The organism is Kitasatospora sp. NPDC059577 (genome assembly GCF_042735475.1).
GTDB lineage: Bacteria > Actinomycetota > Actinomycetes > Streptomycetales > Streptomycetaceae > Kitasatospora.
On sequence record NZ_JBHWBZ010000008.1, the window covers coordinates 56,173 to 76,554 of the forward strand.

The window sequence follows — 20,382 nt, forward strand, 5'->3', positions numbered from 1 at the left end:
GGGGGTATATCCCCCCGCCGCTTTTTTTTCCTTCCCCGCGCCCATACGGGGGGGGGGTTAAAACCCCCCCCGGCCCACACCCCCCCGCGCGGGTAAATTCCCCTCCCCCCCGGCCGCTTTGTTTTGTCCAGCCGAGCCGCCGTCCTCGCCAAGCTCGCCCCGGCCGCCCGGCGCCACCACCGGGTCGAGGTCGGAGCTGCTCGGCGGGCCCCGGCCAGCGCTCACCGATCGCCGGGACCGCCGAATACCCGCGCTAGCCTTCCGGGATGAATCGAACGGGCCGTTACCGGTGGCGCACCCGGCTGCGCGGCCGCCTGCCGTGGTTCCTGGTCGACCGGGAGGTGGCCGGGAAGGGGCGTCGGGACTGCGGGAACCACGAGTGGTACAACCACGACGGCGTCGTCGCGCGTTGCTACCACTGCGTGGTGGGCGAGCGGGCCTGGCAGTGATCGGGACTGCTCCCTCGATCGGGGGAGGTCGGCTCCCCGGCGCCTGGCAATACTTGCGTCCATGATCAACGTTCTTCGGCCGCTGCTGCGCGGCTCCACGTATTCGGGTGTGCTGTTCGCCGTTCTGGGGGCGTTGGCGGGGTTGCCGTTGGCGCTGGTCGCGCTGGTGCCGGTGGCCGGGATGCAGGCGGACCCGTACTTCCTGTCGGCGGTGTTGTCGCTCGCGCTGTGGGTGGTGCTGATCGGGGCGGTGGGTCTCGCCGGGGCCACCCGGCGGGTGCTGGTCCGGTCGGCGCGGCGGCTGCTCGCGGTGGCGGTGCCGGATCCGGTGAAGGGAGCGGCGGCTGGGGAGCGGTGGCGGACGCCGGTGTTCCTGGTGCTGCACGTGGCGCTGGGGTGGGCGGTGCTGTTCGGCGGGAGCGTCCTGCTGACGATGGCGGTGACGCTGCCGGGCAAGTGGGTGCCGGGTGAGGCGCGGGTCAGCCTGTTCGGGTGGGCCACGGACCTGACGGGCGGCTGGAGCTGGGTGGTGTCGGCGGCCTGCCTGGTGCTGGCGGTGGTGCTGTTCGTGGCGGTGTCGGGTGCGCTGCGGTGGCTGGCGCCACGGCTGCTCGGGCCGTCGCCGGCGGAGCGGCTGGCGATGGCGGCGGAGCGGGAGCGGGCCTTGGCCGAACGCAATCGGCTGGCCCACGAGTTGCACGACTCGATCGGGCACACGCTGACCGCCGCCACGATCCAGGCCGCCGTCGCCGGTGAGATGCTGGCCGCCGATCCGGCGGCGGCCCGGGCCGCCATGCGGAGCATCGAGGAGTCGACCCGCGCGGCGCTGGAGGACCTGGACTACGTGCTGGGCGTGTTGCGGGACGAGGAGGCGGCCGCCGCGCCGACCCGGACCCTCGCGGACCTGCCGGAGCTGCTGGACCGGCTGCGGCACGCGGGCGCGGTCGTGGAGGCGGAGGTGCTCGGCGACGGGGCGCGGGTGCACGGCACGCTGTCCCGGGCCGCGTACCGGATCCTGCAGGAGGGCCTGACCAACGCGCTGCGGCACGGCGCGGGCGGGCCGATCCTGCTCCGGGTGGCGGTGGCCGAGGAGGGGCTGGACCTGAGCGTCGACAACGAGGCGAAGCCGGGGCCGAGCGGTTTCCCGACCTCAGGCCACGGCCTGCCCGGCCTGGCGGAGCGGGTGCGGCTGCTGCACGGCGAGTTCGAGGCGGGCCCGTACGGCAGCGGCAGCGGCAGCGGCAGCGGCACCGGCACCGGCGAGCGGCGTTGGCGGCTGGCCGTCCGGCTGCCGATACGGTGGGCCGCGTGAGCAGCCCGGAAGCCCCCGTCACCGTCCTGATCGCGGACGACGACGCCGTGACCCGCAGCGGCCTGAGCACCCTGCTGGGCCTCCAGCCGGGCATCGCCGTGGTCGGGCAGGCGGCGGACGGTGTCGAAGTGGTCGAGCGGGTGCGGCAGCTGCGGCCGGACGTGGTGCTGATGGACGTGCGGATGCCGCGCCGCAACGGGATCGACGCGACCCGCGAACTGCTCGCCGACAGCGCCGACCCGCCGAAGGTGGTCGTGATCACGACCTTCGAGAACGACGACTACGTCACCGCCGCCCTCAGTGCCGGCGCGAGCGGCTTCGTGCTGAAGCGCCGGCCCGTCCCGCAGATCGCCGAGGCGGTGCGGGTGGTGGCGGCCGGGGAGGCGGTGCTGTTCCCGGCGGCGCTGCGCCGGATGGTGGCGGCCCGTCCGCTGGGTGCGGCGGAGGCGCTGCCCCGGGCGGCGCTGACCGGCCGGGAGGAAGAAGTGCTGCGGCTGATGGCGACGGGGTCGTCGAACCCGGAGATCGCGGTGGCGCTGACGGTGAGCCTGGAGACGGTGAAGACGCACGTGGGGAACGTGCTGACCAAGCTCGGCGCGCAGAACCGCACCCATGCGGTGGTGCTCGCGTACGAGTCCGGGCTGGTGGTCCCGGGCCTGCCGGGCGCGTGACCGCCCCGGGGCCTGCCGCCGGCCCCGCCGCCCGCCCCCGCCCCGCCGCCGCCGTCGGGCGGTGGTACGGGTCAGGGCCTCGGGTCGACGGGGGTGAGGACGCCGAGGCGGTCCTCGACGGCCTGCGCGGCGGCCAGACAGAGGTCCTCGCGGAACGCCCGTCCGACGATCTGCACGCCGGTGGGGAGGCCGTCGGCGGCGAGTCCGGTCGGGACGGCGACGGCGGGGACGCCGACGAAGCTGGTCACCGAGCAGAGGCGCATGGCCGTGGCGACGCGGTCCCGGCCCTCCTGGTCCCGAGATTCCAGGCCGGGTTCGACGGGCGGCTCGGTGAAGACCGGGCCGAGCAGCAGCGGGTGGTGGTGCAGGAACTCCGTCCACGAGCGGCGGATGTTCATCCAGGCGCCCATGAGGCGGATGAGCCCGGCGGCGTCGGCGGGCGGGGTGCTGCGCATGGTCAGCTCGATGTAGCGTTCGCCGCCCGCGCCCAGCAGGCGCCGTACGGCGGGCCAGTTCGAGGCGAACTCGGTGACGGCGAGGCGGTGGTAGACGTCGAGGGCCTCGTCCAGCCGGGGGACGTCGGGGACGTCCTGCACGTCGTACCCGGCGGCGCGCAGTGCGTCGGCGGCGGTCTCGACGGCCCGGCGGACGGTGGGGTGGACGCCGAGGCCGCCCGGGTCGGCGACGACGGCGACCCGGAGCGGGCCGTCGTGCGGTTCCGCGGAGGGCGGGCCGCCGTGCCGGGGGACCGGACCGCCGTAGAGGGGGACCGGGACGGCGCGCGGGTCGCGGGGGTCGGGGCCGGCCAGGGTCTCGTAGGCGAGCCGCAGGTCGGCGACCGTGCGGGCCAACGGGCCGTCGGTGACCAGGACTTGGGAGGCCGGTCCGGGGTCGTCCGGGCCGATCAGGCGCTGGTCGGCGGGGAAGCGGCCGGTGGTCGGTTTGAGCGCGGCGACACCGCAGAAGGCCGCGGGGATCCGGACGGAACCGCCGGAGTCGTTGCCGAGCCCGAGCGGGGCCATGCCGGCGGCGACCGCGACGCCGTCGCCGCCGCTGCTGCCGCCGGGGGTGCGGCTCGGGTCCCAGGGGTTTCGGGTGTCGCCGTAGAGCTCGCTGACGGTGTGCATCCCGGAGAGGATCAGGGTCGGCATGTTGCTGTGGCCGATGGGGATCGCCCCCGCGGCGCGCAGCCGGGCGACGGGGACGGCGTCGGCGGCCGCGACGTGGCCGCGCAGGTGCGGGGTGCCGAAGGTGGTGGGCACGCCCGCGATGGGGGTGCACTCCTTCACGGTGAAGGGCACGCCCGCGAGCGGGCCGAGTTCCTCGCCCGCGGCGCGGCGGCGGTCGGTGTGCCGGGCGGCGTCGCGGGCGCGGTCGGCGAGGAGCTGGGTGACGGCGTTCAGACGGGGGTTGACCTCGGCGATGCGGTCCAGGTGGCTGTCGATGACGTCGAGGGCCGAGACGTCGCCGGCCCGGACGGCGGCGGCGAGTTCGGCGGCGGGTTTGCTCCACAGGGGCACGGCGGTGGTCTCCTCGATGGGTTCCGGTTGGTTCCGACTGGTTCCGACTGGTTCCGACTGGTTCCGATGCGATTGCATCGGAACCATAGCCCGGGAGGCGATACGCTTGCATCGAAATAACGTGGGGTAGCGGGACGGCGAGGAGACCGGACATGCCGAAGCAGGTCGACCACGAGGGCCGGCGCCGGCGGATCGCCGACGCCGTCTGCCTGCTGGTGGACGAACACGGCCTGGAAGGCGTCACCCTGCGGGACGTCGCCACCCGCGCCGACGTGTCGATGGGAGCCGTCCAACGCTGCTTCCGCACCAAGGAGGAGATGCTGCGGTTCGCCCTCGCGCACATCGGCGAGCGGGTCACCGATCGGGTGCGGAGCCGCCTGGCGGCCGGCCCGGCGGAGTCGGCCGCCGGTGAACCCGGCCCGGCGCCGTCGGCCGCCGACGAACTCGCCCTGGTCGCCGGGGAAGTGGCACTGCTGCGCGAGGAACACCGGGCCGAGGCCAGGATCTGGCTGGCCTTCGTCGCCGGGGCCGCCGTCAACCCGGAACTCGCCCGGACACTGCGGAGCAGCTACGCGGGGCTGGAAGACCTCGTGGCGCGCCTGGTCGCGGAGGCCTCCGGAGGGACGCCGGCCGGGCGGGTCGAAGCCCGCACACTGCTGGCCCTGGCGGACGGGCTCACCGCGCACGTGCTGATCGGGCACCTGACGGAGGCGGAGGCGGAGGAGGTCCTGCAGGCGCACCTGGCCGGGCTCTGGGGGCGCTGCTGAGCCGACGGGCACGACCGGGGGCGGGGCACGGCCGGGGCCGGGGCGCGCGTCCGCCGGTCCGTTGTCGGTCGGGCCGCTGCGGTGTCGGCCGCTGCGGTGCCGTCCGTCCCCGTCCGGTCCGTCCCCGTCCGGTCCGTTGCCGTCCGGTCCGTGGAAGGTCCGGAACGGAACGGGGCCCTTGCGGCAGGATCGGGGCCGACGCCGCTGGACACACCTGTGTTGGGAGAACCTGCCGTGACTGCCGTCGAGATCCCGGGGTCCAAGTCCATCACCGCCCGGGCGCTGTTCCTGGCCGCCGCCGCCGACGGCGTGACCACCCTGCACCGGCCGCTGGCCTCGGACGACACCGAGGGCTTCGCCCAGGGGCTGGAGACGCTCGGGTACGGGGTCGAGCAGGCGGCGGACCGGTGGCGGATCACGGGCCGGCCGGCCGGGCCCGCCGTGGCGAACGCCGAGGTGTACTGCCGGGACGGCGCCACCACCGCACGCTTCCTGCCCGCGCTCGCCGCCGCCGGTCACGGCACCTACCGCTTCGACGCCTCCGCCCAGATGCGCCGCCGCCCGGTCGCCCCGCTGACCCGGGCGCTGCGCGAACTCGGCGTGGACCTGCGGCACGAGGAGGCCGAAGGCCACCACCCGCTCACCGTCGTCGCCGCCGGCGTCCGGGGCGGTGCACTCACCCTGGACGCCGGTGAGTCCTCGCAGTACCTGACCGCCCTGCTGCTGCTCGGCCCGCTCACCCGGGACGGCCTGCGGATCACCGTCACCCGGCTGGTCTCGGCCCCGTACGTCGGCATCACCCTGGCGATGATGCGGGAGTTCGGGGTCGAGGTGACGCGGGAGCTCACGTCGGACGGCGAGGTGTTCGAGGTGCCGCCCGGCGGCTACCGGGCGACCGGCTACGCCGTCGAACCGGACGCCTCCACCGCGAGCTACTTCTTCGCCGCCGCGGCCGTCGCCGGCCGGGAGGTCACCGTCCCCGGCCTCGGCCGGGACGCCCTCCAGGGCGACCTGCGCTTCGTGGAGGTGCTGCGGCGGATGGGCGTCCGGGCGGACATCGGGAGCGACCGCACGACGGTGACCGGAGACGGCACGCTGTCCGGGACCACCGTCACCATGCGGGACATCTCCGACACCATGCCCACCCTCGCGGCGATCGCGCCCTTCGCCTCCGGGCCGGTGCGGATCGAGGACGTCCACAACACCCGGGTCAAGGAGTGCGACCGGCTGGAGGCCTGCGCCGCCAACCTGCGGGCGATGGGCGTCACCGTGGCGACCGGGGACGACTGGATCGAGATCCACCCCGGCACCCCGCGCCCGGTCGAGATCGCCACCCACGGCGACCACCGGATCGTGATGTCCTTCGCCGTCACCTCGCTGCGCACGCCGGGGATCACCTTCGACGACCCGGGGTGCGTGCGGAAGACCTTCCCGGGGTTCCACGAGGCCTTCGCGCGGCTGCGGGCGGACTGGGCGCTCTGACGGGAGCCCGGCCCGCACCCGCCGGAGGCCCACGGGCGGTGGCGCGCACGGGCGGCGGCGGGGCCAGCCGGGGCGGGTGGCGCCGGGAATCCGGTTGCCGCCCGGCGGGCCGGCCGGTGAGGATCGAGTCCGTGTCCGAGACGACGGCGTTCGACGGGTCCGAGCTGCGGCCCTATCCCAAGATCCCCGCGCGCGGCCGCCCCGGCGGGCCCGGCAGCCGCGAGTGGACCGCCGCGGAGAAGGTGCACGGCGCGCACTTCGCGGTGGTCTGCGAGGGCGACTCCGTACGGCCCGCGAAACGGCGCGAACTGCTGGACGACGAGGGGCTGGACGGCTTCTTCGGCGTGAGCCGGATCTGGCCCGGACTCGCCGTCGCCGCCGCCCGGTTCGCCGCCGAGGTGCGCGGGGCGTGGGGCCCCGCCGCGGTGGTGACCGTCTACGGCGAGCTGGCCGGCGGCCACTACCCGCACCCCGACGTGCCCGCCACCGCCGGGACCGGCCCTGAGGGGACCGGCCCGGTGCAGACCGGCGTCTGCTACGACCTCGGCCTGCGCTGGCTGCCCTTCGACGCCACCGTCCTGACGCCCGAAGGCCGTTGGTGGATCGCCGACCGGGACCTGCGCACGGCCGCGAACGCCGCCGGGCTCACCTGCGTCCCGCTCCTCGGGCACGGCGCGCTGAACTCCCTGCAGGACCTGCCGGTGCTGTTCCCGACCCGGGTGCCGGCCCTGTTCGGGCTGCCCGCACTGGCGGACAACCACGCGGAGGGCTACGTCCTCAAACCGGCCGGGCAGTGGCAGGAGACGGGCGCGGCCGGGGCGGTGGCCCGTCCGCTGGTGAAGGTCAAGCAACCGGCCTTCGCCGAGGACGAGCGCTACGGCGGCGCCCGCCCGTACCTGCCCCCGCCCGAGGGCGCGGCCGGGGTGCCGGCCTGGCTGCTGGTCCAGGCGTCGGCACTGCTCACCCCGGCCCGTGCGGCGGCCGCGGTGAGCAAGCTGGGACCGCGGGCCGGCGGCGACGCGGTCGCGGCGGAGATCACCCACGACGTGACGGACGAACTCGCCGAGGCTCTGGGCGGGTTGGACACTCCGGCGCTGACCGCATTGCGCCTGGCCCTGGAGCCCGCAGCACGTACGCTGGCGTCGTTCGACGCGCAGGATCGGCGCGGACGGCGCAACTCCTGACCGTGGGGAGCGGAATGGCTCAGACGAGGAAGCGGTTGTCGCGCACGGAGGCGCTACGACGGCGTTCCGGGGCGCAGTTCGTCGGTCGGCGCGCCCAGTTGGCCCTCTTCGCGGAGAACCTGCGCAAGGACCCCGACCCGGAGGCCACCGACGACCCGGCCGACTTCCTGTTCCACGTGCGTGGTGTCGGGGGCGTCGGAAAGTCCGCGCTGATCTCCGAATGGCGCGAGGCGGCTCAGCGATCCGGGGCGCTGACGGCGGTGGTGGACGAGAACGACGTCCGCGGCGTGGAAACCGCTCTGGGTGCGCTTGCCAAACAACTGGCCGAACAAGTTGGTCCGTTGAAGGATTTCGATCGCGCTCTCGACCAGTTCCGGCGGGCGTCGCAGGCCGCCGCCGACCACGTGCCGGAACAGCCTGTCGGCGGCGGGGCCGCCTCCCTGCCGTCCCGGATGGTGACGCAGGCTGCCTTCGGGGCCGCGTCGATGCTGCCGGGTGCGGGCGTCGTCGCGGCCATCGCCAACCCCGACAACGTCGCCCTCGGCGCGGACCGCCTCATCGCGGGCATGCGCCAACGACGACGCAGTCACGACGGCGAGGAAGCGGCGCTCAGCCGGGCGTTCGTCGCGGAGCTGACGAAGCTGTGCGGACGGGGCGGGCGGTGGGTCGTCCTGTTCCTGGACACCTGGGAGCTGACCGGTCAGTACCTCGACGGATGGCTGCGCGATCTTCTCGACGGTGCCTACGGCGAGGTCCCGCTCGACGTCGTGGTGGTCCTGGCCGGCCGCGAGGAGCTGAGCGAACGGGACTGGGGCGCGCTGCGTCCGGCCGTGGTGGACGTCCCTCTGGACGTCTTCACCGAGCAGGAGACCCGTGAACTCCTCGCAGCCCGGGGCGTCACCGCCCCCGAGGTCGTCGAGGCCGTGACGGGCATGTCGATGCGACTGCCGCTTCTGGTCGCGCTGTTGGCCCAGACCGACCTACAAGCCGTCGACGACGTCGCGGAGGCGGGCGCCGACCTCACCGACCACGCGGTCCGGCGCTTCCTCCAGTGGATCCCGGAGCCAGAACGTCGCGAAACCGTCCTGGCGGCGGCGCTGCCCCTCCAGCTCAACCACGATCTGTTCACCTGTGCGGTGCCGCAGGCCGCAGGGGACGCCTGGGACTGGCTGCTGAACCAGCCCTTCGTGTCCGGCCGGGGTTCCTACCGGCAGTACCACGCCGTGGTCCGGGCGAGCATGCTGCGCCGCCAGCGGATGCACTCGCCCGTGCAGTGGTCCGCGGCGCACGGGCGACTGGTACAGCACTTCTCCGCTGCCCGGGAGGCGGTGGAGCGGCAACTGCCCCGGTGGCGGTACAGGGGGGACGAACGGTGGCGTCGGCACGCGTTGAACGAGACGTACCACGGACTGTGCGCGGACGCGCCGGCGAACCTGACACAGGCACTGGAACATCTCGCCAGGATCGTCGGCGACGCACCCACGGATCTGGCGGCATGGAGCACCATGCTCACGCGTGCGGCGCAGGACAGCGGCGACGTGGAGCTGGCGGAGTGGGCCTCACGCCTGGGTGATGCCGCAGAAGCCGAGCAGCCGGAGCTGGAAGCGCTCACCGCGCTCTGTGGTTCGCAATCGCCTCCACAGGTACGCGCCTGGGCGCTCGCACACCGGGGCGATCGCTACTTCGCGCTGGACCGGTACGAGGAATCCACCGCAGATCTCGACCGCGCGGTCGCGCTCTCGCCCGGGTTGCCCGAGGCACGCGCGTTCCGCGGCCGCAACCACGCGATGAACAACCGTACGGAGCAAGCCCTGGCCGATCTCGACGTCGCTCTCGGGATCGACCCGGTGTTCCCGTGGGCGCTGGGATATCGCGGTGTCGCGCAGATCGTCGCGGGCCGACCCGGCGAGGCGGTGCCGGACTTCGACGCGGCTCTTGCACTGGACCCGGAGATGACCTGGATCCTCTGGTTCCGGGGGCAGGCCAACGGGTTGGTGGGGCAGTGGGACCGAGCGGTGTCCGACTTGACCGAAGCCCACCGACTGACCCCCGGCGCCGGCTGGCTGCTGGCGCGCAGGGGTGAGGTCCATCTCTCGGCAGGCAGGCCGGACGAGGCACTGGCCGACTTCACGGCGAGCCTGGAGCTGGATCCGGGAGACGCCTGGGCGCTCGCAACCCGCGGGGACATCCACCGCTCGGCGGGGCGCCCGGACGAGGCGGTCGCCGACTTCGGCGCAGCCCTGGCACTGGACCCCGAGTTGACATGGCTGCTGGGGTTCCGAGGGCAGGCCCACTGGTCGGCGGGGCGCCCGGACGAAGCGATGGCCGATTTCGATGCGGCCCTGGAGCAGGATCCGCACCGTCTGCCCTGGGTGTTCGAGCTCAGGGGACAGGCTCATCGTTCCGCGGGGCGCCCGGACGAGGCGGTCGCCGACTTCAGCGCCGCCCTGGCATCGGAGCCCGGGGCCGGACGGCTCTTCGCCCAGCGAGGTGAAGCCCACCGGCTGGCAGGGCGGTTGGACCAAGCGGTGGCAGACCTGTCGGCAGCCGTCGCACTGAACTCCCGCGACGGATGGGCGCTCGCCCAGCGCGGTGAGGTCCACCGGTTGTCAGGCCGGTACGACGAAGCCTTGGCGGACCTCACCGCCGCGTGCGACACCGATCCCGCGAACGCATGGACATTGACCACGCGTGCCATGGCGTACGTGGAATCGGGCCGGTTCGATGAGGCAGTGGCTGACTACGGCACGGTCATCGACAGGTGTCCCGACCACAGCAGGGGAGCACTTGTGACCCGGGGTGATACTCACCGGATGGCGGGTCGGCTGCACGAAGCGGTGACGGACCTCACCGCCGCCCTGGCGCTGGATCCCCGGGACAAGCTGGCGCGCGGGTGCCTGGGACAGACCCAAGGGCTGCTGGGCAGGTTCGACGAGGCGGCCGCGAACCTCTCGGAGGCCGTCGACGACACACCGGCGAGCCTGTGGATGTCCTGCGCACTGATCGCGGTTCACCGCCGGAACGGGAGGCTCCAGGACGCACGGGCCGCCCTCCACCGCGCTGCACGGGTGGACCCCGAGGACGTCGGCCTGCTGGCGGAATCGGCCCTGCTGCAGTTGACGGAGAACGGACGGGCGGCGTCCCTCGCCGCCTGGAACGAATACCGGGAGGCCGCGCACGGTTCCGGGAGCGCCGGCGAATCCTCATCGGCAGAGCTGCTTCACGGATTGGTCGCCGGGGACACCGCTCCGGACGCCCTGGTCGGAGAGTTCCTCGCCGAACCCGGCGCCAGCGTGGTGCTGGTCGATGTCCGAGCGACGGTGGAGGAACTGGCCCGGGCGGAACTCCCCGTCGGACCGCGGGCCGAGGCTGCGTCGCGGTTGCTCGGGACGCCCGTCGTACCGTGACCACCGGCACCTCCCGAGTGGGTGCCGTGGGTGCCGTGGGTGCTGCGGGGGCGCGGACGGATTCCTCGGAGAAGAGTCCCGGCCGATGTCGAGGGACCGCTCCGTGGTTCCGACCGAGAGGTGACAGCGCGCCACAGGGGCGCACGGGACCGGAGGGAACACCCGAGATGAAGTACGTCGCGATGATCTACGGCAACCAGGCCAAGTGGGACTCCTTCCCGGCCGAGGCGTGGCCGGAGGCGATCGCCAAGCAGGAGGCGTTCAACACCAAGTACCGGGAGAGCGGCGAACTGGTCGGCGCGTACGGGCTGGCGGACGCGGCCGCCGCGCAGCTGGTGCGGCGGGCCGAAGGGGTGCCGGTGGTCACCGACGGGCCGTACCTGGAGACCAAGGAGTACCTGGCCAGCTTCTACCTCCTGGACTGCGAGAGCCTGGAGCGGGCACAGCGGATCGCGGCCGACATGCCGTTCGCGGACGTGGAGCCGGTGGAGCTGTGGCCGATCCTGCACGAGTCGCCGGTGAACGACCTCCCGGTGAACGGCCTTCCGGCGAGCGGCCTTCCGGCGAGCGGCCCTTCGGTGAACGGGTGACCGTCGGCGGCGCTTCCGTCGAGGGCCTGCTGCGCGAACTGGCGCCGCAGGTCCTCGGCGTGCTGGTGCGACGGCACGGCGGGGCGTTCGACGCGTGCGAGGACGCCGTGCAGGAGGCGCTGCTGGCCGCCGCGCTGCAGTGGCCGACGGACGGGGTGCCGGCCAATCCGCGCGGCTGGCTGGTGACCGTCGCCGACCGTCGGCTGATCGACCGGGTGCGCAGCGAGTCGGCGCGCCGCCGCCGGGAGGAGGCACTGGCGCTGGCCACACCGCAGGCGGCACTGCTCGCCCCGGCCGCCGACGCCCCCGACCCGGCGGCGGACGACTCGCTCGCGCTGCTGTTCCTCTGCTGCCACCCGGCGCTGTCCGTGCCGAGCCGGATCGCGCTCACCCTGCGCGCCGTCGGCGGCCTGACCACCGCCCAGACCGCCGCCGCGTTCCTGGTACCCGAAGCCACCATGGCGCAGCGGATCAGCCGGGCCAAGCAGACGCTGCGGGCGGCGGGCGGACGGCTGGCGCTCTCGGAGGGGGAGAACGGCGCCGCCCGGCTGGGCGAGGTCCGGCAGGTGCTGTACCTGATCTTCAACGAGGGGTACACGGCCAGCGGCGGTGAGGAGTTGACCGCCCCGCGGCTCGCCGCCGAGGCGATCCGGCTGGCCCGGCTGCTGCTGCGCCTCACCCCGGGCGACGCCGAGACGACGGGACTGCTCGCCCTGATGCTCCTCACCGACGCCCGCCGGCCCGCCCGCACCGGACCGTACGGCGAACTGGTGCCGCTGGAGGACCAGGACCGCGGGCGCTGGGACCGCGGACCGCTCGGCGAAGGGCTGCAGCTGATCGACGCCGCGCTCCCGGGCGGGCAGCCCGGGCCCTACCAGGTACAGGCGGCGATCGCCGCGGTGCACAGCGAGGCGGCGACCGCCGAGGACACCGACTGGCCGCAGATCCTGGCGCTCTACGACCTGCTGCTGCGCTTCGACGCCAACCCGATGGCCGCCCTCGGCCGGGCCGTCGCGGTGGCGATGGTCCACGGCCCGTCGGCCGGGCTCGCCCTGCTCGACGAGTTGGCCGCCGACCGGCGCCTCGCCCGCCACCACCGCCTCCTCGCCGTCCGCGCGCACCTGCTCGACCGGCTCGGCACCGACCCGTCCGCCACCGCCCGGACGTACCGCGAGGCTGCCGCCCGCACCTCCAGCGCCCCGGAGCGCCGCTACCTGACAGCCCGGGCCCATCGGGTCGAAGCCGGGTCACATATGTAGGTCGGTCTACTGATTCACGGGTCGGCGGGTGGGGTGCGCGCAGGAAGTCGGCCTGGTCGACTTTTTGCGCGCGGTGCTCGGTGCCCGGTGCCCGATGCCCGGTGGGTGAGGGGCGGGCGGTGGTGTGGGGGCAGGATTATGTCGGTCGGTCTACTGATTCGCTGCCTGGCGGGTCGGGGGTGCACGGGAAGTCGGTGTGGTCGACTTTTCGTGCCCGGAGGGGGATGGTCGCGGCGGGATTATGTCGGTCGGTCTACTGATTTATGGGCCGGCGGGCAGGGTGCGCGTAGGAAGTCGGCCTGGCCGACTTTTCGTGCTCGGTGTTCGGTGCCCGGTGCCCGGTGCCTGGTGGGTGAGGGGCGGGCGGTGGTGGTGGGGGCGGGATTATGTCGGTCGGTCTACTGATTCGCTGCCGGGCGGGTCTGGGGTGCGCGGGAAGTCGGTGTGGTCGACTTTTCGTGCTCGGAGGAGGGATTGTCGGGGCAGGATTATGTAGGTCGGTCTACTGATTCATGGGCCGGCGGGCGGGGTGTGCGCAGGAAGTCGGCCTGGTCGACTTTTCGTGCTCGGTGCTCGGTGCCCGGTGCCCGGTGGGTGAGGGGCGGGCGGTGGTGATGGGGGCGGGATTATGTCGGTCGGTCTACTGATTCGCTGCCTGGCGGGTCGGGAGTGCGCAGGAAGTCGGCCTGGCCGACTTTTCGCGCAAACCGGTCCCCCTGGTGCCAGGTTCTCGAACGGTAAATGTGTAGACCGGTCTGCATAATTTCTGCCCCGGCCGGCCCTGTGGTGGCCGCGGTGGGGCGGAGTGGTGGGTCGAGGGTGGGTTCAGGGGGCGTCGAGGGGGCTTCCAACTCCGCTGGGACGGCCCCATCATGGGCTCCCGTTCGGGCAGAACCGTCCCCAGGAGGCAGAAGAGATGACGATCCCACTCCCCGTCCGGATCCAGGCCGCCGTCGTCCGGGGCATGTACGCCCTGCCGGAGGGGCTGCGGCGGGCGATCGCGGGCAAGCCGGTGGTGCGGGACGGGCAGACGCTCGCGCTGGACGCGCAGCTGATCCTCAAACTGCAGCGGCAGTCGAAGGCGGCCCTGGTGATGCCGGGCGGGGTCGGGCCCTCGCGGGCCGCGATGGAGTACGCGCGGCACCTGGTGGGCGGGCCGACGCTGGGGTCGGTGGCCGCGCGGGCCGTCGGGATCCCGCAGGAGCACGGGGAGCTGGCGGCGACGCTGTACACGCCGGACGGCCTGGCGGCGGGATCCGGCCTGCTGGTGTACCTGCACGGCGGCGGCTGGGTGGTCGGCAGCCGGTCCAGCCACGACCACGTCGCCCGGTTCCTGGCGCAGCGCGCACACGTGCGGGTGCTGTCGGTGGAGTACCGACTGGCGCCCGAGCACGTGTTCCCGGCGGCGGCCGAGGACGCACTGACCGCGTTCGACTACGCGTACGCCAAGGCGGCCGACCTGGGTGCGGACCCGGAGCGGATCGCGGTCGGTGGGGACAGCGCGGGCGGCAACCTGGCCGCCGTCGCGGCGCAGGAGGCCGTGCGGCGGGGCGGTCCCGCGCCGGTGTTCCAGCTGCTGCTGTACCCGGCGACGGACGCCTCGACCCGTCGCCCCTCGCGCGAGCTGTTCGCCGACGGCTTCTTCCTGACCGACGCCGACATGGACTGGTTCCTGGAGCGGTACGCGCCCGAGCCCGCCGACCGCACCGACCCGCGGCTGTCGCCGCTGCTCGCCGGGGACCTGTCCGGCCTGCCGCCCGCGTACGTCGGCACCGCGGGCTTCGACCCGCTGCGCGACGAGGGCGAGGCGTACGCGCGGGCGCTGCAGGGGGCGGGGGTGGCGGTGCGCTTGAGCCGGCAGCCGGACCTCATCCACGGGTACGCCAACTACATCGGCATCGGCCATCGCTTCCGGGAGGCGATGGCCGAGGCGGCGGAGGCGCTGCGGAAGGCGCTGGGCGCGGCGTAGCGGACAGCCGCAGAGCCGGTCGCTCCGGCGGGACGGCAGGAGGGCAGTCGGAGAGGCTGGCGGTCGGGCAGCCTGGCACTCGGAGAACCGGACAGTCGTACAGCGGACCGGTCGTGATGCGGCGGAAGGTGAAGAACCCGGTACGGGTGGAAGGGCGGGACCTCCGGAGGTCCCGCCCTTCGCCGTGCCCGGGTGCCGTCCGTGCGGCGGCGGTGTCCGGGCGCCGTGCCTGGTGCCGCGTCCGGCCGCCGGGGCCCGGGCCGTGCGGTGCGCGCCGTCCCGCTCCGCCCCACCCACACCGTCCCGCCCGGACTGGTTCGTCGGTGCGCGGGGGGTTCTCGGCGGCGGGCTCTTATTGTACTGTCCGTCTAATAAGCGGGTGAGCGGGAACCCGCAAGGGCAGGCACCAGGAGGCAGCCATGGCTCTCACCGACCCGGTGGCGCGGAGGCGGGGTCACCGTCCGGACGACCGCCACACCACGGCCGACGACGACGTCTCGAAGCGGCTGCTGGAGTCGGCCGCGACCCTCTCCTACGACCCCTCGACCGAGATCGACTGGGACGCCCCGCTCCCCGAGGAGCACTACGGCCTCAATCCGGAGTGGAGCACGCTCTTCGGCACCCGGTTGTGGGACGAGATGACGGAGCGGCAGCGGGTCACGCTGACCCGGCACGAGGTCTGCTCGATCATGAACACCGGCATCTGGTTCGAGATGATCCTCCAGCAGATGGTGCTGCGCGACCAGTACCTCAAGAACCCCGCCAGCGCCGAGTTCCGGTTCGCGCTCACCGAGATCGCCGACGAGTGCCGCCACTCGATCATGTTCGCCCGGGCCTGCGAGAAGATGGGCGTCCCCGCCTACCGCCCGAACAAGGTGATCGCCCAGGCCGGACGCGCGTTCAAGGCGCTCGCCAAGGGTGAACTCGCGTACGGTGGCATCCTGGTGGCCGAAGAGGTGCTCGACGTCATGCAGCGCGACTGGATGCGCGGCGAGAACGTGCTGGAGATCGTCCGCGGGACGTCCCGGATCCACGTGGTCGAGGAGTCGCGGCACATGAAGTTCGCCCGGCAGGAGATCCGCGAGCGGATGCGGCACGCGAGCCCGGCGCGCCGGCGCGCCTCGGCCACCGGCATCGCCGTGGGCGCGTACGTCATCGTCAGCAGCATGGTCCACCCGGGCGTCTACAAGGCCGCCGGCCTCGACGTGCAGCGGGCGCTCGCCGAGGTGCGGGCCAACGAGCACCGCAAGGCGATGATGCGCACCAGCTCCCGGCACCTGATGGCCTTCCTCGCCGAGACCGGGCTGCTCACCGGTCGCTCGGCGGCCGTCTACCGCCGCGTGCACATGCTCTGACGGACCGTCAGGTCACGTCGAGCCCCGCCACCCTTCCCCCACGCGCAGCGAGGACCCCACTCCGGCCATGGCCTACGCGATCACCCAGACCTGCTGCAACGACGCCTCCTGCGTGTCCGTCTGCCCGGTCAACTGCATCCACCCGACCCCGGAGGAGCCGGAGTTCGGCACCACGGACATGCTGTACATCGACCCGCAGGCGTGCATCGACTGCGGCGCCTGCGCGGACGCCTGCCCGGTGGACGCGGTGTTCCCGGTCGACCGGCTGCGCGGCCCGGACACCGTGTTCGGCGACCTCAACCGCGACTGGTTCCGCGACCACCCCAGCGACCACGCCTGGGGCCGGCCCAGCTTTCCGCGCAGCCTGCCGGGCGAGGTCGGTGCGCTGCGGATCGCCGTCGTCGGCACCGGGCCGTCCGCCGGGTACACCGCGCAGGAACTGCTGCGCAGCACCAGCGCCGAGATCACCATGATCGACCGGCTGCCGGTCACCGGCGGACTGCTGCGGCACGGCGTCGCGCCCGACCACCAGTCCACCAAGCGGATCGCGGAGAACTTCGCGAGCGTCTTCCACGACCCGCGGCTGCGGATGCACCTGAACGTCGAGGTCGGCACGGACGTCACCCACCCGGAACTCGCCGCGCACCACCACGCGGTGGTCTACGCGGTCGGCGCGGCCTCCGACCGCCGGCTCGGCGTGCCCGGCGAGGACCTGCCCGGCAGCCTGCCCGCGACCGCCTTCGTCGGCTGGTACAACGCCGATCCGACCGTGCCGGCCGACGCGGTGGAGCTCTCGGCGGAGCGCGTGGTCGTGGTCGGCAACGGCAACGTGGCCGTGGACGTCGCGCGCATCCTGCTCACCGACCCGGACCGGCTCGCCGCCACCGACATCGCCGACCACGCGCTCGCCGCGCTGCGCCGCAGCCGGGTGCGGGAGGTCGTGCTGCTCGCCCGGCGCGGTCCGGAGCAGGCGGCGTGGACCCGGGCGGAGTTCCTGGCGCTGCGGCAGCTGCCGGGTGTCGAGGTGGTGGTCGAGGACCATCCGCAGGTGCGGGCGGCGATCGAGGCGGCGGCCGCGGACCGGCGGGCCGTGCCGGGCTCGCAGGCCGCCCTGCTCGCCGGTCTGCCGCTGGTCCCGTACGACGGGGCCGCGGCGCCGGGCGCGGGGCGGCGGATCGTGCTGCGGTTCCTGTCGGCGCCGGTCGGGCTGTCCGGGGACGGGCGGGTCGAGGCGCTGGCCGTCGAACGGACCGCGCTCGTGGACGGTGACCGGGCCGAGGGCACCGGTGAGCGGGAGGTGCTGCGGGCCGGACTGGTGGTGCGCTCCATCGGGCACCGCGGCGTGCCGGTGCCGGGGCTGCCGTTCGACGAGCGCACCGGGACGGTCGCGCACCGGGGCGGCCGGATCGTCGACCCGGCGACCGGGCGGCCGCTGCCGGGGGCGTACGTGGTGGGGTGGGCCAAGCGCGGGCCGTCCGGCGGGATCGGCGCCAACCGGGCCTGCGCCCGGGAGACCGTCGACGCGCTGCTGGACGACGCCGTCGCCCGGGCACTGCCCGTTCCGGAGGCGGACCACAAGGACTTCGACCGGCTGGTGCGGCGCCGGCGGCCGGACGCGGTCGGGCTGAAGGAGTTGAGGGCGGTGGACCGGGCCGAGCGGGAGCGGGGCGAAGCCGAGGGGCGGCCCCGGGTGAAGCTCGCCACGGTGCCCGAGCTGCTGGCGGCGGGCCGGCGCCGATAGGCCCTGTCCGGCCGAGGCGGACGGGCCGTCGAAAGCCCGTCCGGGTCGCGACGGCTGACGGTGCGAAGTGCGGTGGTCCACGGGTGACGGCTGGCCCGGGTACGAAGTGCGGTGGTCCACGGACGACGGCTGGCGCGTACGAAGCCTGGTGTCCACGGGCGACGGCTGGCGCGCGTAAGGGCCGCGCGGGACGTCGGCCCGGTGCCGGCTCTCCGCGCGGCGCCGGTGCGGGGCCCCGCCAGGGGTTGATGTGCGGGCCGCCGGGTTGACGCGGCCGTGTCCCGACGTGGGCGGGGTGCGTTGGGTGGGTGTGAGTGGATTTGGGGTGATGCCGGTACCGCGGTGGCGGCCGGCCGAAGAAACGATCCTGCACGGGGTGGAGCCACCCGGGGCGCCGCCCGATACGGAGGCTCCCGCTATGGAGGCTCCCGAAGCGCAGGCCGCCGGGGCGGAGGTTCCCGGGGCGGAGGCGCCCATCTACGCCGCGCTGGCCCGGCGGTGGCAGGCGGAGGGTCGGGCCGTCCCCGGACTGCCCGACCCGGTGTGGGAGACCCTGGCCGCGCCCCGCGGCGTGCGTCACCCCGAGGTGACGCACCCTGCGGCGCCGCACTCGGCCGTGACTCACCCCACCGGGACCTACCCCATCGGGACTCACCCCACCGGGACCTACCCCACCGGGACCTACCCCACCGTGAGCCACCCCACCGGGACTCACCCCACCGGGACCTACTCCACCGTGACCTACTCCACCGGGTTCGCGTCCGGGTAGAACTGCCGGGCCCAGTGGCGGAACAGCCCGATCGAGCGCTCCCCGGGCACGAGCCGCGGCTGCGCCAGGTACCGCTTGTGGGCGAGGACCGGCCGGTCCTGCTTGATGATCCGCACGGAGGCCCGCAGTGCCAGCCAGGACGCCGTCCGGTCGAGCGCCCGCGTCGACCCGCCGCCCGGCACCGGCACCGACACCGGCACGCTGCAGGCCACCGCGAACCGCACCCTGGTGCGCCACGGCGCGACCGGCGTCGCCAGGACCCAGACCCGCAGCGTCGCGCCCAGCTCCGGCAGTTCGGCCACCAGTCGCATCATCCCGAGCCCGGCGAGCGTCACCGGCTGCTCCAGGCTGACCGCCCCCAGCCCCGGGAAGCGGGTCGTGGTGCGCTGGTGGACGGTGAACAGCGGCCCGTCCACGTCCGGCGGGGCGGTCTCCCGGGTGTCCAGGCCGTGCAGCACCTTCACGTGCCGGAAGTCGACGCTGTTCTCCATCACCTCCTGCGGGTGTGAGAGCACCTCCCCGCTCCACCAGGCGAGCGGACGCACCCCGACGGCCGGCGGCAGCTCCCACCCCGGCGGCTCGCCGTCCGGGCCCCGCCAGACGAACAGCGCGCCGTCCCGTTCCCGGATCCGGCGCACCGTCAGCGAGGCCCGCAGTCGGGTGCCGTCCGGCGCCCCGGTGCACGAGCCGTCCGGGCCGAAGGCGAAACCGTGGAACGGGCAGACCAGTTCCTCGCCCCGGACCGTGCCGCCCGCCCCGAAGTGCGCGCCCAGGTGCGGGCAGTGCGGCCCGACCGCGCGCACCGCGCCGCCGCGGGTCCGGTACAGCACGACGTCCTCGCCCATCAGCCGGGCCGTCCGCACCCGCCCGGGCGGCAGGTCCCGGGCCCGGCCGACGCAGAACCAGCCGTTCGGGTACGGCAGCGGTGCGCCGGGTCCGTTCGCGGCGGAGGTCACGCCGTCGGCTTGACGGCGGTGTGGACGTACCAGGCGACGTACTCGCGGACGCCGTACATCTCCACCGTGGAGCGGAGGTTGAGCCACTTCGCCGGGTCGCCGCAGCGGCGCAGGACCTCCCACGGCAGCCGGAAGTACGCGTACACCGCCTCCGAGGTGGGCGTGTACCAGGGCGTCGCGTCCAGTGCCTCCTCGACCTCGAACCCGGCCTCGGCGAGCAGTCGGGGCAGGTTGCGGGCGTGGTAGAGCTTGGCGCCCGTCATCGTCATCGCGTCCAGGTAGGGGACGAGCAACGCCGCGGCGTCCGGCTCCAGTTCCTCCAGCGGGACGGTGCTCATCGGGCCGAGGAGTACCAGCCTGCCGCCCGGGCGCAGGACGCGGTGGAGTTCGGCCAGGGCGCGCGGCGGGTCGTAGGAGTGGACGAGCGTCTCCATCGAGTACGCGCCGTCGAACGTGTCGTCGGGGAAGGGGAGTTCGTGGTAGTCGCCCCAGGAGAAGGCGGTCCGGTCGTCCAGCGCGGCGCGGTTGCTGAGCCGACGGGCCTCGGCGAGGTGGAAGTCCAGGACGTCGACCCCGGTCACCACCAGGCCGAAGCGTGCGGCCATCGCCCGCGCCACCACCCCGGCCCCGCACCCGGCGTCCAGCACCCGGGCGCCCACCGGCAGCGCCAGCTTGCGCCCCAGCACGTCCTGCAGCTGCCGCTGCGCCCGCCACAGCCGCCACTTGGACTGCCCGGGTTCCGTCCATCCCCAGTGCCGGGCGTTGCGTGCGACGCGGGTGTAGAACCACCGGCTCCCGGACCGCCCGTACACCCGGCGCAGCCCGGCCAGATCGAGTTGCTGAGCGCCCATGCGGACACGCTAGCGGCGGGTGCGGTCCCGCTCCGGGCGGCGCCACGGGGGTTGCCCCGGCGGGACGTGTTGTGTGGTCGTGTGGTCGTGTGACCGGCCG

16 protein-coding genes are annotated in these 20,382 nt (G+C 74.1%); 13 read left to right on the top strand and 3 right to left on the bottom strand.

Translation table 11 applies throughout. The features are described 5' to 3' along the window. Window positions 1-266 precede the first annotated feature (266 nt). The 3 genes from ACFV0O_RS10045 (at window position 267) to ACFV0O_RS10055 (ending at window position 2,432) form a co-directional block, all read left to right on the top strand. Window positions 267-449, top strand: coding sequence for a hypothetical protein (locus ACFV0O_RS10045; protein ID WP_380338885.1), 183 nt, complete (start codon window positions 267-269; stop codon window positions 447-449). Window positions 450-510: 61 nt separating this feature from the next. Next, window positions 511-1,761, top strand: coding sequence for a histidine kinase (locus ACFV0O_RS10050; RefSeq protein ID WP_380338888.1), 1,251 nt, complete (start codon window positions 511-513; stop codon window positions 1,759-1,761). Next, window positions 1,758-2,432, top strand: a complete 675-nt coding sequence (locus tag ACFV0O_RS10055; protein ID WP_360262409.1) for a response regulator transcription factor — start codon at window positions 1,758-1,760, stop codon at window positions 2,430-2,432. The genes ACFV0O_RS10050 and ACFV0O_RS10055 overlap by 4 nt, the downstream gene beginning before the upstream one ends. 71 nt (window positions 2,433-2,503) lie before the next feature. On the opposite strand, the gene ACFV0O_RS10060 is transcribed toward ACFV0O_RS10055, so the two are convergent. After that, window positions 2,504-3,946, bottom strand: coding sequence for an amidase (locus tag ACFV0O_RS10060; protein WP_380339128.1), 1,443 nt, complete (start codon window positions 3,944-3,946; stop codon window positions 2,504-2,506). 158 nt (window positions 3,947-4,104) lie between these two features. On the opposite strand from ACFV0O_RS10060, the gene ACFV0O_RS10065 reads away from it, so the two are divergent. The 10 genes from ACFV0O_RS10065 (at window position 4,105) to ACFV0O_RS10110 (ending at window position 18,475) form a co-directional block, all read left to right on the top strand. Beyond that, the gene (locus ACFV0O_RS10065) at window positions 4,105-4,719 is read left to right on the top strand and encodes a TetR/AcrR family transcriptional regulator (protein WP_380338893.1); all 615 of its coding nucleotides are present in this window, start codon (window positions 4,105-4,107) and stop codon (window positions 4,717-4,719) included. A gap of 234 nt (window positions 4,720-4,953) precedes the next feature. Further along, window positions 4,954-6,201 (top strand): 3-phosphoshikimate 1-carboxyvinyltransferase, encoded by a 1,248-nt coding sequence (gene aroA, locus ACFV0O_RS10070; RefSeq protein ID WP_380338896.1) that lies wholly within the window; start codon window positions 4,954-4,956, stop codon window positions 6,199-6,201. Between the two features lie 131 nt (window positions 6,202-6,332). After that, complete coding sequence (locus tag ACFV0O_RS10075; protein ID WP_380338899.1) at window positions 6,333-7,385, top strand: RNA ligase family protein; 1,053 nt, start codon at window positions 6,333-6,335, stop codon at window positions 7,383-7,385. 14 nt (window positions 7,386-7,399) lie between these two features. After that, window positions 7,400-10,792 (top strand): tetratricopeptide repeat protein, encoded by a 3,393-nt coding sequence (locus ACFV0O_RS10080; protein ID WP_380338902.1) that lies wholly within the window; start codon window positions 7,400-7,402, stop codon window positions 10,790-10,792. Window positions 10,793-10,959: 167 nt separating this feature from the next. Next, the gene (locus tag ACFV0O_RS10085) at window positions 10,960-11,382 is read left to right on the top strand and encodes a YciI family protein (protein ID WP_380338904.1); all 423 of its coding nucleotides are present in this window, start codon (window positions 10,960-10,962) and stop codon (window positions 11,380-11,382) included. Beyond that, window positions 11,379-12,641, top strand: coding sequence for an RNA polymerase sigma factor (locus ACFV0O_RS10090; RefSeq protein WP_380338907.1), 1,263 nt, complete (start codon window positions 11,379-11,381; stop codon window positions 12,639-12,641). The genes ACFV0O_RS10085 and ACFV0O_RS10090 overlap by 4 nt, the downstream gene beginning before the upstream one ends. 916 nt (window positions 12,642-13,557) lie before the next feature. Continuing rightward, complete coding sequence (locus tag ACFV0O_RS10095; protein ID WP_360262417.1) at window positions 13,558-14,610, top strand: alpha/beta hydrolase; 1,053 nt, start codon at window positions 13,558-13,560, stop codon at window positions 14,608-14,610. Window positions 14,611-15,029: 419 nt separating this feature from the next. After that, window positions 15,030-15,965 (top strand): diiron oxygenase, encoded by a 936-nt coding sequence (locus ACFV0O_RS10100; RefSeq protein ID WP_380338910.1) that lies wholly within the window; start codon window positions 15,030-15,032, stop codon window positions 15,963-15,965. Between the two features lie 67 nt (window positions 15,966-16,032). Then, entirely contained in the window at window positions 16,033-17,706 is a 1,674-nt protein-coding gene (locus ACFV0O_RS10105) for an FAD-dependent oxidoreductase (RefSeq protein WP_380338913.1), read from the top strand. Window positions 17,707-18,124: 418 nt separating this feature from the next. Next, window positions 18,125-18,475, top strand: a complete 351-nt coding sequence (locus ACFV0O_RS10110; protein ID WP_380338916.1) for a hypothetical protein — start codon at window positions 18,125-18,127, stop codon at window positions 18,473-18,475. Here ACFV0O_RS10110 and ACFV0O_RS10115 read toward each other — a convergent pair. Together ACFV0O_RS10115 and ACFV0O_RS10120 are read right to left on the bottom strand one after the other, a co-directional pair. Next, window positions 18,448-19,431, bottom strand: a complete 984-nt coding sequence (locus tag ACFV0O_RS10115) for an aromatic ring-hydroxylating dioxygenase subunit alpha (protein WP_380338919.1) — start codon at window positions 19,429-19,431, stop codon at window positions 18,448-18,450. The genes ACFV0O_RS10110 and ACFV0O_RS10115 overlap by 28 nt on opposite strands. Beyond that, the gene (locus ACFV0O_RS10120) at window positions 19,428-20,282 is read right to left on the bottom strand and encodes a methyltransferase domain-containing protein (protein WP_380338922.1); all 855 of its coding nucleotides are present in this window, start codon (window positions 20,280-20,282) and stop codon (window positions 19,428-19,430) included. Before ACFV0O_RS10120 ends, ACFV0O_RS10115 begins: the two co-directional genes overlap by 4 nt. Window positions 20,283-20,382 lie beyond the last annotated feature (100 nt).